Below are 12,601 nucleotides of genomic sequence, written 5' to 3'. Positions count from 1 at the left end.
TCTAGGTTATTGCCTGGCTCATGGATGAGGTTTCGGTTAACCGATTGACCCTTCCATTTCAAACTTAATGAGACGATTCATCTCGACCGCATATTCCATCGGCAGCTCCTTGGTGAACGGCTCGATGAAGCCCATGATAATCATCTGCGTGGCATCAGCTTCGGAGAGACCGCGGCTCATGAGGTAGAATAGCTGCTCCTCAGATACCTTGGAGACCGTCGCTTCGTGCTCAAGCACAATGTTATCGTTCATGATCTCATTGTAAGGAATCGTGTCCGAGGTGGACTCGTTATCCAGAATGAGCGTATCGCATTTGATATTGGATTTCGCGCCTTCTGCCTTGCGGCCGAAGGAAGCGAGTCCACGGTAAGTGACCTTGCCGCCGTGCTTGCTGATCGACTTGGATACGATGGTTGAGGTGGTATCCGGTGCCAAGTGGATCATTTTGGCGCCTGCATCCTGATGCTGATTCTTGCCCGCTACCGCGATGGACAAGACCGAACCCTTGGCTCCACGGCCTTTAAGAACAACCGCTGGATATTTCATAGTCAGCTTGGAGCCGATGTTGCCGTCTACCCATTCCATCGTAGCATTCTCTTCGGCAACCGCACGTTTGGTAACGAGGTTATAGATGTTCGGTGCCCAGTTCTGAATGGTGGTATAACGGACACGGGCGTTCTTCATGCAGAGAATCTCAACTACTGCACTATGCAGAGAGTTCGTGCTGTAGATCGGGGCAGTACAGCCTTCAACGTAATGCACGAAGCTGTCTTCGTCTGCCAGAATCAGCGTACGCTCGAATTGTCCCATATTCTCGGAGTTGATGCGGAAGTATGCCTGCAAAGGAACTTCACACTTCACACCCTTCGGAACATAGATGAAGCTGCCTCCTGACCAAACGGCACTGTTAAGTGCGGCGAACTTGTTGTCAGCAGGCGGAATGATTGTGCCGAAGAACTTCTTGAACAGCTCAGGATGATCACGCAGTGCGGAATCCGTATCTGTGAAGATTACACCCTGATCCTCCAGGTTCTGCTGCATGCTGTGATAGACTACCTCAGATTCATACTGTGCAGAGACACCGGCAAGGAACTTCTGCTCCGCTTCCGGAATTCCCAGCTTGTCGAAGGTCTCTTTGATCTCGGAAGGAACCTCCTCCCAAGTCTTGCCCTGCTTCTCGGAAGGTCTAACATAATATTGGATATCCTCGAAATCCAGATCATCCAGATTGCCGCCCCACTTCGGCATTGGCATCTTACGGAACTGCTCCAGGGATTTCAGCCGGAATTCCAGCATCCAATCCGGCTCGTTTTTAATTGCGGAGATTTCCCGGACGATTTCTTCCGTGAGTCCTTTACCAGACTGAAATATCGACTTGTGCTCGTCACGGAATCCGTACTGGTATTCCTCCATATCAGGCGCTTTCTTAGCCATGGTGTCAGCCTCCTTGAGTGTAATATTATTTTACAAGCTTCTTTGCGTATCTATGCCTTTGCGCAGCGCGTTCCAGGCCAGAGTGGCACATTTGATCCGCGCCGGAAATTTATTAACACCGGACAGGGCTTCAATATCTTCGTAGTCACCGAAATCTGCTTCCTCACCCTTCATTAGAGAGGAGAAGCTGTCGGCCATCTCAAGCGCATGCGCTATCGATTGGCCTTTGACCGCTTCCGTCATCATCGAAGCCGACGACATGCTGATTGAACACCCTTCGCCGCTGAAACGGGCGTCCTGGACGACGCCATCCTCCACCTTAAGCTGAAGCGTAATGCGGTCGCCGCAGGTAGGGTTATTGAGCTCAATCTTAAGTGCATCATCTTCAAATGAGCCGCGATTCCGGGGATTTTTGTAATGATCCATAATTACGCGTCTATATAAATCATCCAAGTTCATAGCTGAAATACTCCTTTGCCTTAATTAAGGCTTGAACCAGCGCATCTACATCCTGTTCAGTGTTGTACAGGTAGAAGCTCGCCCGGGCGGTGGAGCTAACCTCCAGCCAGCGCATGAGCGGCTGGCAGCAATGATGCCCCGCGCGGACAGCTACGCCTTCCGCATCCAGCACGGTGGCCACATCATGCGGATGAACATCACCCAGGTTGAAGGTGACTACCCCCACCTGACGGTTGCGGGGACCATAGATCGTCAGATCACTGACCTCCGACAGCCGCTGTTCCGCATATGCTGCAAGCTGCATTTCGTGGCGGTGGATCTCATCCATCCCGACCTCCTGCAGGAAATCAATCGCTGCTCCTAAGCCGACGGCACCAGCAATAATCGGTGTTCCGCCTTCGAACTTCCATGGCAGCTCCTTCCAGGTAGACTCATACAGCCCGACGTCATCGATCATCTCGCCGCCGAATTCAACCGGCTCCATAGCTTCCAGCAGCGCCTTCTTGCCGTAGAGAGCACCGATACCAGTAGGCGCAAGCATCTTGTGCCCGGACAAGGCGTAGAAATCGCAATCCAGGTCTTGCACATCCACCTTCAGATGCGGTGTGCTCTGTGCACCGTCCACCACGATTACTGCACCGTTCCGGTGGGCAATCGCTGCAAGCTCTTTGATAGGATGAGTAACGCCCATGACATTAGATACATACGCTATGGCTACGATCTTGGTCCGTGCAGTAATCGTCTGCTCAGCATCCTCCAGCGTGATCGTACCGTCCTTCTGCAGCGGCAGGAATTTCAGGGTAGCCCCGGTGTTCTTGGCCAGCTGCTGCCAGGGAATGAAATTGCTGTGATGCTCCATCTGGGTAATCACGATCTCATCCCCTTCCTTCAGGACGGAAGGACCGTAAGAGGAAGCTACAATATTGAGCGCGGTCGTTGTCCCGCGTGTGAAGATAATTTCCTTCACACTGCGGGCATTAATGAAGTTCTTCAGCTTCTCGCGGGCGCCTTCATACGCATCGGTTGCCCGGCTCCCCAGGGTATGCACCCCGCGGTGTACATTGGCATTATCCCATTCGTAGTAAGACTTGACCGCCTCAATGACTTGACGCGGCTTCTGGGAAGTTGCCGCACTGTCCAGGTAGACCAGCGGATGGCCGTTGATCTTCTGGTTCAGGATGGGAAACTGCTCCCGGATCTGACTGCTAATCATTGGCCTAACTTCCTTTCCACAAGAGATTGGAGCTGATTGCGCAGTCCCTCCAGTGGAATTTGCGACACAACAGGTGCAAGGAAGCCGTATATGATCAGTGTTTCTGCGTCATGCCGCGATAATCCCCGGGACATCAGGTAATAGACCTGCTCGTAATTGACCTGTCCTACGGAAGCGGCATGGCCTGCGGTTACATCATCTTCATCTATAAGGAGGATCGGGTTGGCGTCTCCGCGTGCTTTGGGGCTTAGCATCAGAACCTTCTCTGTCTGCTGTCCGTCAGCTCTGGTAGCGCCCTTCTCAATCTTCGTAATTCCGTTAATAATCGAGGTTGCTGAATCCCGCATAACAGCACGGGTGATCATGTCACTCGGTGTATTCCGTCCGAAATGCTGCGCCTGTGTAGTGTAGCTCAGCTTCTGCGAGCCGGAGCCTACAGCAATGACCTTCGCATCTGAGCTTGAACCGTTGCCTTTGAGCACTGATTTGGTATCGCTGGCTGTATCTCCATAGTTCATCTCACCGATGATCCATTCGATAGTACCGTCATTCTCCACAACGGCACGGCGGTAAGTCACATCCGTTGTATCCTGTCCCAGTTGATGTACAGTGGCGTAACGCACCGTCGCACCAGCGCCGACGAATACTTCAGCGGCTCCGTTGTGCAGCCCCGCTTCGGATTTATCAGATACATAGTTGTCTACATAGGTTACAGAGCTATTAGAATCAGCCACAATCAGAATATGCGGAGCAAAAGCAGCTTCGGCGTCATCAGCGAGCAGCACCGCCTGCAACGGAGTCTCAATGACCACATTCTTCGGAACATAGAGGAACACCCCGCCGTTCCACAGCGCTGCATGCAGTGCTGCAATCGAGTGCTCTTGCGGCAGGACTGCCTTGTGCAGATAACGCTGGACCAGGTCTCCATGCTCTTTGACAGCACTCTGCAAATCGGTGAAGATTACGCCTTGCGCAGCCAGCTCCGGAGCCAGGCGGGCATATACAGCCCCTGAATTCCGTTGAATAATCAGGCTGCCTTCCTCCTGGCCCTTGATCAGTCCGGCGATAGAGGCAGGAGCCTCGTTAAGGGAGGCCAGCGCCTGGCTCGCCTTAAATTCGCCATAGTTGTTGATATTCCAGCGGTCGATCCGTGTCTTCTCCAGCTTCGGCAGTTCAAGCTCAGCAGCAAGCTCCAGTGCCTTCAAGCGGCTGTCCTTCAGCCAGCCCGGTTCGCCGCTACTCTGCGACTGTGCGCTGAGCTGCTGGGCGTCCACGGGAAGTATGGTTTGCGTCGTCATAAGTGGTTTCCTCCTTCCAGCGTTTCTAAGCGTCTTGTCCTACGGTTTCGTCTTCAATGCCGAGCTCTTCCTTGATCCATTCGTAGCCTTCTGCTTCCAGTTTCTGTGCCAGCTCAGGACCGCCCGATTTCACAATCCGTCCCTGCATCATGACATGAACATAGTCAGGCTTGATATAATTCAACAAACGCTGATAGTGGGTAATAACCAGGAAGCCGCGTTCCGGGCTGCGCATGGAGTTCACACCATCGGCGACAATTTTGAGCGCATCGATGTCAAGGCCCGAGTCAATCTCGTCAAGGATGACGATCTTAGGGTCCAGCATCATCATTTGCAGGATTTCATTACGTTTCTTTTCCCCGCCGGAGAAGCCTTCATTCAGATAACGGTGCAGGAATTCAGGGTTCATATCCAGCTCCTTCATCTTGGCTTCCATCAGACGGATGAACTTGATCAGCGAGATTTCACTGCCCTCTTCACGGCGGGAATTAATCGCACTGCGCAGGAAGTCGGAGTTGGTCACTCCGCTGATTTCGCTTGGATATTGCATCCCCAGGAATAGTCCGGCACGGGCACGTTCATCCACGGCCATCTCCAGCAGATCCTCACCTTCAAGCACAGCTGTGCCTTCTGTAACAACATATTTCGGGTGACCCATCAACGCGGAGGCCAGAGTACTTTTACCAGTACCGTTCGGTCCCATTACGGCGTGAATTTCCCCGCCCTTCATCTGAAGGTTGATCCCCTTCAGAATTTCTTTTCCTTCAATCGTCGCTTTCAGTCCCTCAATGACAAATTCTGCTGCCATAATTAATATTCCCTCCATTGATCGATTTGCGAAATCAGAAAGTTGTATTGTCACAGGTTAACCCTGATTACAAGCAATTAGATTTTATATCACATTATAATTATTATAAAGTGAATCAGGATGATTATCAATGATTCTCACTAATTTTATTACAACGGCCCTTTTTTATCAAATTAATTAATGGTTATCTTCACTGCGGGAGAACGAAACCCGGAATTTGAATATCGCTTAGGTTCCCCCGCTTCAAGCACTGCGACGATCCTCTCCAGCGGACGAAGCCCGAAGGACTCACACTGCTTCCGGTCATAGACCCATCCCGGAATCCTGCGGCGAATGTGCCGCCCTTCGGACTGGGCCAGCAGTTGAAAATTCTGTATCAAGCTGCACACCGCGGCATAATCCTCGTTCTGCTTGTGCGGATCTGTCTCTTCTCTGGCTACGACTAGAAGGAACGGCGGAGAAGGTGCCTCTTCAGAGAACCGACGTTTGCCTGAGGCCTCTGTCTGATCGCCCGTCACATAGATGAACCGCCAAGGCTCCCGCATGCCGTCATTCGGCGCCCAGACCGCCTCGTTCAGCAGCCTCAGGACATTGTATGCGGAGAAAGGGGCGGCATCCGCAAGCTGGCTGCTGTCTTCGCCGATAATCGTCCATTTTCGTTCTGCCGGTGTTCTTTTTCGTCCTCGCGGCGCTTTGTCAAAGTAGCCGATTTCCAGCATTCCGGCAAACCTCTCACCTTCACGCCAACCGATAAGCTCATAGAACGATTCGCTCAGAATTATGGGATCTGAGAACCACAGCATCCCCAGCCCTTGTTCCCAGCCCAGAAGCTGTACCGTTTGCATGATGCTGCAGACCGCGGCGTAATTCTCGTCCCGCTCCAGCTCCGTACCGGCAGACTCGGCAATGAAGATCATATGAGCGGGAGTACCCGTGATTTGCTTTTTTAGAAGATCTGTCATTGGAGCAGGAAGGAGCTTCCCGAGCCGTGTGCCCGTCACCTTCGCCATCATGGATTCAGCCAGCTCTTCACGGGACTCGGGAGTGCCAAAGTAAAGACAGCGCCAGTGCGGCGTTCCTTTGGCTTCGTATAAGCCAGCCGCCTCATTCACCAACGAAATAATCCGTTCTTGTTCAACCGGTGCAGCGCTGAATCTCCGAATGGTCCGCCGTTCTCTAACCGTTGTGAACACATCCTTCATCTTCATCCCCCCCAAAATATCGTTTGGCAATCAATAATTAATATTGTTTACCAGTTAACTATATTTTGAAAGAAACACGATGTCAATCTGTATTATTAAATTTAATATCATTTAATATATTATAAATAACTTATCTGAACAGTTAGTTTACACGTTAATAATTTTAAGTTAGAATAAAGGTACTTTGCAGAAAGGAGATGCTAACCCCTATGCATTCCTCTGAAGGACTTAAGCGGCTGCTGTATGACCGTTTTCTCCATCTATCCCATTTAGTTGAAGAGACTTTTGTAACCGAAATGGATGTATTTACTGATCTCACACGGAAATACGGGATTACTCTCACTTCAACCAGCTTGACCAGTATTCATGTCATCGACTGCATCGGCCATCACGAGCCTGTCAACAGCACCACCATCGCGGAGGCCATGAAATTGTCCAAGGCGAGCATCACTAAGATCAGCACCAAGCTTCTCCAGGATGGCTGCATTAAGCGGAGCCGGATGAATGACAACAAGAAAGAAATCTACTTCAGCCTTACTCCTAAAGGCAGACAGCTCTTTGAACTCCACGCGCGGATGCACGAGAACCTGGAGGAGAAATTCATCGAGAAAATGGGTGAATTCTCGGAACCGGAGCTGCAGGCTTCACTGAAATTCATTCAAACGATGATTGATGAGAATACAATGCTTCCCTTAAATCTTAGTCAATTCGACAAGTAAAAACGGCTACGCTGTCTTTTTAAAGGGGTGTGTATGAAGCACATGAATCCTTATATTTTGAAAAATAAATAAAGCCTCCCGAAGGGAGACTTTATTCCTATATTCAATTCATTGTGCTATTTATCCGGCAATCAGCCCAGGAAAGCGCGCAGCATCCACTGGTTCTTCTCCAGATCCGTGCGGATCTTGATGAAAAGGTCTGCTGTCGGCTGGTCGCTGATTTCTTCCGCCAGCTCGATGCCCTCTGTCAGTTCTTCAGCCACTGTAGCGAAGTCTTCAATCAGCGCCTGAACCATACCGCGGGCATCTTCTTTGCCTGTGGCTTCCTGAATGGTAGCCAGCTCCAGATATTCTTTCATAGTTGCTGCAGGACTGCCTTTGATGCTCAGCAGGCGCTCAGCCACCTCGTCCATTTTGAGTGTAATATCATCGTACAGCTCTTCGAACTTCACATGCAAGGCGAAGAACTGCTCACCCTTCACATACCAGTGATAGTTATGCACCTTCACATACAATACGTTCAGGTTGGCAACCTGACGGTTCAGTACCTGTTCCAATGAAGCGGTGTTCACTTTGTTTGATGCTTTAGCCATGAGATGATCCCTTCCTTATCCATTGAATTTAGCCGGCTGCTTGTCCATTGTCCGGCCTTGCAGTTGTCTATTCTCCATTTACCCTTTTGCCTGGAGAGCGAAACAAGTCTGACCCCGGACAAGCCCTCTTCCCCGCCCGCTGGCTGCAAGCTTGTGTCTTCACCCGTAGGATGAACCAAGCAAGCGCCGGTTATGCTAAATGAGGCGGTTCAAGACAGAATAAAGTCAGCCAAGGGGCCGGGAAGCTCCTTGGCTGACTACACATCGCTATGTGCCTTACATCATTAGCAGCAGGGCCTCTGCACCGGACATGCCCGGAACGATTCCCAGCTTCTCTGCTTCTATAGTTACAGACTCCAGCGGCGCGGCCAGCAGCTGTTGAAGCGTGCGCACCCCGACAGCCCTTGCCGCAATAATCTGCCGGTCGCTCAGCACCTCGTTCAGCAGTCCTATATCCAGCGCCCCGCACATGATATACCCCTTGTCTGTACTTATGCTGAGCAGCGTAGTTTTGGGCAGCTTCACCTCAACTCCCACCAGGACATGACCGCCGACCTGCATTGGCTCTAACGTTACCATTTGCAGCACCTCCTTCTTTTCACACTCACGTTGTAGGTTATGCTTTCATTTCGGAGCGCGTGTGGACGATGGTCCTAGTTCATGGAGAAATCGGAGGGTCAGAAGTCCTTATTTCTATGCAGGAGGGTATATAATTTCCGCTTATTTAGTGGTATAGTTTATACACTAATTTAAATTAAAGAAATCGTGACTAACGATTAAGCTGGGGGATTAATGGATAAGAAACTACAACACACCGACGGCAATTATCTTTTCAATGTCGACATCCTGATTAATGCCCGCACCAACCCGCTTGCGCTGCAGTTCCTGCTTGAAATGTTGAATTCAAGCGACAAAGTCACTGATTTCAACATCAACTCCGGGCTGGAGCTTGGAAGAGCCATTGATCATCTGCTGAAGTCCGCAAAAATGGCTCTGAAGAATGACAGCTTCACACCTGCTCCGGTGCCAGTGAAATTGCCGGAGAAGCCGGCAGACCCTCAGGCAGCGAAGCCTGCGGAGAAGCCCGCAGCTAAGAAGCCTGCAGCAGCACCGGCAGAAACTCCAGCAGATGTATTCGGCAAAATCAGACAGTACATTCAGAATAACCAGCTCGTCCGGCTGCGTGCGAACCGGCATGGCAAACAGGTATCCATGCCCTGCCGTATTCTGAACTTAGACGAAACGGAGAATTCGCTGAGTGTATACCATGTAGACGAGAAGCAGGTCTACACGTTCAAGCTTAATGAAATCGATGAATTTCTGTAAGACACAGAAGCACCCGCTCCGGGTTCCGGGGGCGGGTGCTTCTTTCTCTTACGATTATTTTGGCGAATACGCAGCTCTTGCCTCACTTCACTTCTTGCGCGAGAAGGCCTCCAAGGCCAGGCAGATCCAGCCCGCAATGAAGCATACGCCTCCCAGCGGAGTGATTGCTCCGAGAACCTTGACACCGGATATACTAAGGATGTACAGGCTGCCCGAGAACAGGACAACCCCGGCAACCATCAGCCGCCCTGCCCAGCGCAGACGGACACTTTCGCCCCACTGCCCAGCGGTAAGCCCGATAAGTATCAGGGCCAGCGCATGAAACATATGATACTGTACGCCCGTCTCGTACACCTGCAGATAGTGCTCACTGATTACAGGCTTAAGGATATGCGATCCGAACGCGCCAATGGCAACAGACAGCATACCCAGCAAGGCTCCCCAGCCTACCAATCTTCGTTGCATGGATATACAGCTCCTTCCCTGAGTTGAACTTCTCCTATCTTAACAATCAGCTTCGCCTTTTGCCAGCCGCATCATTCTGTAGCTGTATGTCCTGAGGACTTGCATTTAGAGCGCTGTTATGATGAAGTGGTAGTAATAACCTATTACACCCCAAGGAGTGCAGCCAAATGGACTATCATTCACCTCCCAAACCGGACACCGCCGCAACCGAGCCTGCAAGATGGGGCTCTTCGGAACAAGACATGAACCCGGATTATGCTTACCAGGAGAACAAACGCGATTATAAACACTCGGGCCCCGGTATCGCTTCGTTCGTAATCGCTCTGATTACCTTGGTCTGTTACGCCATTACTTTCGTGTATGTAGGAGCCCAAGCAGCTTCTCTAATGAATGAGAATAAAATGCTGATTGCCGGTTCGGCAGAAACGATCATGTATCTGGGCCTGACGATGCTGATCCTGGTCGCAGTGAATATCATCGGGGCGGTTACCGGTATTATCGGTCTGACCCTGCGAAGAAGGCGCAAGGTTTTTGCTGTCGTTGGCACCATCATCAACGCCGGCTTCCTGCTTCTGTTCATGCTTCTGCTATCCGTTGTTCTGGTGAATGCCGGAGCGTCCTGATAGCCCGCTCTACAGCAAACACAGCATATCCCCTAACCGGGACATGCTGTGTTTTGTTGTGGAGCCTTATATACAGAGCTGGACGCTTAGATCTCGAACTCTTCGCTTGAATCGGACAGTCCGCCGTTCTGCACTCCAGAGCTGTTGGCTACCGCAAGCACGTATACCTTATACTTGGTTCCTTTTACTATCGGGTTACCGTTAATATCTCTGGCTGCAGCCGCTATCGAGAGATTGCTTCCGTTAGGGACTGCTGATCTGTAGTAAGACGATTGCACGCTAAGGGCTTCTGCAGTACCGAAGCTCTGCTTGGAAGGGACAACGAATACCCGGTATTCGGAAATATTCGACTCACGGGCAGACTTGGTGAAGTTAACCGCAAGTTTGCCGTTATCCATGCCGTAGGTCACATTCGTCACGGAGGTGACGGGAAGCTTAGCCGATAAGGTAATGGCTGCCGATCCCTCCGATAATACATTAGCTCCCTGGTAGCTGCCGTTTCTAACCGTCAATACATATACCCGGTAGCTGACTCCCGGCTTGATGGCTGCACCGCGTACGTCTTTGGCTGAAGCATCGAGCACCTGATTGGTGCTGTCCCCGGATGTACCTGCGGTTGTATAATTCCCCGCATTATTCGCATCCGACAAGCTGAAGCTGTTGTAATAATTCATAGGCACCACCAGAATCCGGTAATGGCTGATGTAGGATTCGTCTCCGGCATGATTGAACGATACTCTCAGATCACGGCCGTCTCCATAATCGTTCACATCACTCACACTTAGATTCGATATAGCACTGAGACCGGAGGTATTCACCAGCGTAATCGCCGGAGAAGCAGCGGAAAGCACATTCGAGCCCGAATTGTTCCAGTTGCCTGCCGCGAGCACATACACTTTGTAGCTGGTTCCGTTCCTGATCAGGGAACCGCGCACATCTCTGCTGGAGGAATTCAGGATCTGCTCGGTATAGGTTCCTGATGTGTTTACCGCCGTATAATTCGCACTGGATACATTATTCGCATCATTTAAGCTGAAGCTGCTGTAAAAGTTCGTTGGCACAACCAGAATGCGGTACTGGCTGATATTGGTCTCGTCTGAGGCATGGTTGAAGGTAACCTTCAAGTCCCGCCCGTCATTATAATCGTTCACATCGGTCACATTCAGGTTGGATACCCCTGCATTGGCCAGTGTAAGGGCCGCCGAAGCAGGTGACAGCACATTATTCGCAGCATTGCTGCTGTCAACCGCCAGTACGTATACCCGGTAGCTGACACCCGTCTTGATCAGCGCTCCATCTGTATCTCTGGAGCCGGAGGAGAGGTTCATACTGATGTTGTTCCCCGTCTTGTTGATCTGCGTGTAATTGCTGCTGGAGACCGCATTGGCTCTGCCCAGGTCAAACACCGTGGAATTGGACGCTTTGACTACGAAGATCCGGTAAGAGCTTATCTTACTCTCATCGGCCAGCTTGTTGAAGCTGACGGAGAGATCCCGGCCATCCCCGTAATCACTGGTATCCGTTGCCTGGACGGTGCCCAGTGCCGGAACTGCCTTATTCTGCAATGTAATAACGGCAGCTGCACTGGAGAGGGCACTGGTATTATTGCCTTTGCCGACTGTCACTACATATACGCTATATCCCTGATTATTCTTAATCAGGTCACCGTCGATCGTTCTGGCGGCAGCGTTCAGCTTCACAACAGGATTGGCTCCTGTTACCAGAGCAACGGAATAGTTAGAGGAACCTACTGCCAGTGCAGACGACAGATTCAGTGAAGTACCGGTCTTGGCGACAAGCACTCGGTATTGATCCACCAGCGATTCGTCAGCCGCACGGTTGAAGCTAATCTGCAGATCCCGGCCGTCTCCATAATCGCTGATATCCTGGGCGGTTACTCCCGATACCGGAGCCGCATTCCCGCCTACCGGAACCGGAGTGGTGATCGTGACAATCTGCGCAGCTGGATTCCAGCCGACCTCGCGGCCGAGCGCTTCACTTACGAAGCGGGTAGGCACCATTGTGCGGCCCTTCAGATTCTGGCCCGGCACATCCAGGCTGACTGCCTTGTTGTTGATGGTTGCGATCTTGGAGCCAATCTTCAGTACAATCGTTGTATCGTTCTGGGAAGCTGTTACTGTCTGTGTCTTCTGATTCCACTTGATGTCGGCATTGAAGGCTTCAAAGATAGCCCGCAGGGGAACCATAGTCCGTCCGTTCACCATTATCGGCGGCTGATCTGTGGACAAGGTCACCCCGTCAATAATAACTCTGATGGGTTTTGCTGCTGCCTGTGCCGGAGCCTGAAACAACATCGGGAACACCAATAATCCTGCTACAATCGAAATCCATAACTTTTTCACAAGCTCACCCTCCCGGATAGGAAACCATTCTCAATTTCTATCTCTTTGACGCAAGCCGGGCGGAAAAAGTTTCTCTCTGAACCGGTTACAAAAAAATA

Annotated in this window: 13 protein-coding genes; 3 read left to right on the top strand and 10 right to left on the bottom strand. The window is 51.1% G+C overall.

Annotated features, from left to right (window positions below):
- Nucleotides 1–36 precede the first annotated feature (36 nt).
- The 6 genes from sufB to MKX51_RS08105 form a co-directional block, all read right to left on the bottom strand.
- Nucleotides 37–1,434: a Fe-S cluster assembly protein SufB gene (gene sufB, locus MKX51_RS08130; protein WP_340942403.1), complete on the bottom strand. Its 1,398-nt coding sequence runs from the start codon at nucleotides 1,432–1,434 to the stop codon at nucleotides 37–39.
- A 30-nt stretch (nucleotides 1,435–1,464) separates the two neighbouring features.
- Nucleotides 1,465–1,893: a Fe-S cluster assembly sulfur transfer protein SufU gene (gene sufU, locus MKX51_RS08125; RefSeq protein ID WP_036721441.1), complete on the bottom strand. Its 429-nt coding sequence runs from the start codon at nucleotides 1,891–1,893 to the stop codon at nucleotides 1,465–1,467.
- Entirely contained in the window at nucleotides 1,880–3,106 is a 1,227-nt protein-coding gene (locus MKX51_RS08120; RefSeq protein WP_340942405.1) for a cysteine desulfurase, read from the bottom strand. The genes sufU and MKX51_RS08120 overlap by 14 nt, the downstream gene beginning before the upstream one ends.
- Nucleotides 3,103–4,404 (bottom strand): Fe-S cluster assembly protein SufD, encoded by a 1,302-nt coding sequence (gene sufD / locus MKX51_RS08115; protein WP_340991996.1) that lies wholly within the window; start codon nucleotides 4,402–4,404, stop codon nucleotides 3,103–3,105. The genes MKX51_RS08120 and sufD overlap by 4 nt, the downstream gene beginning before the upstream one ends.
- A 25-nt stretch (nucleotides 4,405–4,429) precedes the next feature.
- Nucleotides 4,430–5,212: a Fe-S cluster assembly ATPase SufC gene (gene sufC / locus MKX51_RS08110; RefSeq protein WP_340942409.1), complete on the bottom strand. Its 783-nt coding sequence runs from the start codon at nucleotides 5,210–5,212 to the stop codon at nucleotides 4,430–4,432.
- Between the two features lie 173 nt (nucleotides 5,213–5,385).
- Nucleotides 5,386–6,414: a nitroreductase family protein gene (locus MKX51_RS08105; protein WP_340991995.1), complete on the bottom strand. Its 1,029-nt coding sequence runs from the start codon at nucleotides 6,412–6,414 to the stop codon at nucleotides 5,386–5,388.
- Nucleotides 6,415–6,623: 209 nt separating this feature from the next.
- Here MKX51_RS08105 and MKX51_RS08100 point away from each other — a divergent pair, with 209 nt between their 5' ends.
- Nucleotides 6,624–7,133 carry a MarR family transcriptional regulator gene (locus tag MKX51_RS08100; protein ID WP_340991994.1) on the top strand — a complete coding sequence of 170 codons (510 nt, stop codon included), beginning with the start codon at nucleotides 6,624–6,626 and terminating at the stop codon, nucleotides 7,131–7,133.
- A gap of 131 nt (nucleotides 7,134–7,264) precedes the next feature.
- Here the strand turns inward: MKX51_RS08100 and MKX51_RS08095 are convergent, their stop codons facing one another.
- Both MKX51_RS08095 and MKX51_RS08090 read right to left on the bottom strand, forming a co-directional pair.
- Nucleotides 7,265–7,726 carry a Dps family protein gene (locus tag MKX51_RS08095; protein ID WP_036692784.1) on the bottom strand — a complete coding sequence of 154 codons (462 nt, stop codon included), beginning with the start codon at nucleotides 7,724–7,726 and terminating at the stop codon, nucleotides 7,265–7,267.
- 276 nt (nucleotides 7,727–8,002) lie between these two features.
- Entirely contained in the window at nucleotides 8,003–8,305 is a 303-nt protein-coding gene (locus MKX51_RS08090; protein WP_340942412.1) for a YunC family protein, read from the bottom strand.
- A gap of 213 nt (nucleotides 8,306–8,518) precedes the next feature.
- On the opposite strand from MKX51_RS08090, the gene MKX51_RS08085 reads away from it, so the two are divergent.
- Complete coding sequence (locus tag MKX51_RS08085) at nucleotides 8,519–9,052, top strand: hypothetical protein (RefSeq protein WP_339313361.1); 534 nt, start codon at nucleotides 8,519–8,521, stop codon at nucleotides 9,050–9,052.
- 87 nt (nucleotides 9,053–9,139) lie between these two features.
- Here MKX51_RS08085 and MKX51_RS08080 read toward each other — a convergent pair whose 3' ends face one another.
- Nucleotides 9,140–9,517 carry a DUF423 domain-containing protein gene (locus MKX51_RS08080; RefSeq protein WP_036721421.1) on the bottom strand — a complete coding sequence of 126 codons (378 nt, stop codon included), beginning with the start codon at nucleotides 9,515–9,517 and terminating at the stop codon, nucleotides 9,140–9,142.
- Between the two features lie 167 nt (nucleotides 9,518–9,684).
- Here MKX51_RS08080 and MKX51_RS08075 point away from each other — a divergent pair, with 167 nt between their 5' ends.
- Nucleotides 9,685–10,140 carry a hypothetical protein gene (locus MKX51_RS08075; RefSeq protein ID WP_340991993.1) on the top strand — a complete coding sequence of 152 codons (456 nt, stop codon included), beginning with the start codon at nucleotides 9,685–9,687 and terminating at the stop codon, nucleotides 10,138–10,140.
- A gap of 86 nt (nucleotides 10,141–10,226) precedes the next feature.
- On the opposite strand, the gene MKX51_RS08070 is transcribed toward MKX51_RS08075, so the two are convergent.
- Nucleotides 10,227–12,503 carry a copper amine oxidase N-terminal domain-containing protein gene (locus MKX51_RS08070; protein WP_340991992.1) on the bottom strand — a complete coding sequence of 759 codons (2,277 nt, stop codon included), beginning with the start codon at nucleotides 12,501–12,503 and terminating at the stop codon, nucleotides 10,227–10,229.
- Nucleotides 12,504–12,601: the final 98 nt, after the last annotated feature.

This window comes from Paenibacillus sp. FSL M7-0420, from assembly GCF_038002345.1.
In the GTDB taxonomy this organism is placed as follows: Bacteria; Bacillota; Bacilli; order Paenibacillales; family Paenibacillaceae; genus Paenibacillus_AQ.
Note: the sequence above shows the minus strand (reverse complement) of the source record. Positions and strands in the feature narration are given on the sequence as shown.

Bases quoted from the DNA above. Each gene is read 5' to 3' on its own strand.
- sufB (WP_340942403.1), bottom strand. From the start codon at position 1,434: ATGGCTAAGAAAGCGCCTGATATGGAGGAATACCAGTACGGATTCCGT.
- sufU (WP_036721441.1), bottom strand. From the start codon at position 1,893: ATGAACTTGGATGATTTATATAGACGCGTAATTATGGATCATTACAAA.
- MKX51_RS08120 (WP_340942405.1), bottom strand. From the start codon at position 3,106: ATGATTAGCAGTCAGATCCGGGAGCAGTTTCCCATCCTGAACCAGAAG.
- sufD (WP_340991996.1), bottom strand. From the start codon at position 4,404: ATGACGACGCAAACCATACTTCCCGTGGACGCCCAGCAGCTCAGCGCA.
- sufC (WP_340942409.1), bottom strand. From the start codon at position 5,212: ATGGCAGCAGAATTTGTCATTGAGGGACTGAAAGCGACGATTGAAGGA.
- MKX51_RS08105 (WP_340991995.1), bottom strand. From the start codon at position 6,414: ATGAAGGATGTGTTCACAACGGTTAGAGAACGGCGGACCATTCGGAGA.
- MKX51_RS08100 (WP_340991994.1), top strand. From the start codon at position 6,624: ATGCATTCCTCTGAAGGACTTAAGCGGCTGCTGTATGACCGTTTTCTC.
- MKX51_RS08095 (WP_036692784.1), bottom strand. From the start codon at position 7,726: ATGGCTAAAGCATCAAACAAAGTGAACACCGCTTCATTGGAACAGGTA.
- MKX51_RS08090 (WP_340942412.1), bottom strand. From the start codon at position 8,305: ATGGTAACGTTAGAGCCAATGCAGGTCGGCGGTCATGTCCTGGTGGGA.
- MKX51_RS08085 (WP_339313361.1), top strand. From the start codon at position 8,519: ATGGATAAGAAACTACAACACACCGACGGCAATTATCTTTTCAATGTC.
- MKX51_RS08080 (WP_036721421.1), bottom strand. From the start codon at position 9,517: ATGCAACGAAGATTGGTAGGCTGGGGAGCCTTGCTGGGTATGCTGTCT.
- MKX51_RS08075 (WP_340991993.1), top strand. From the start codon at position 9,685: ATGGACTATCATTCACCTCCCAAACCGGACACCGCCGCAACCGAGCCT.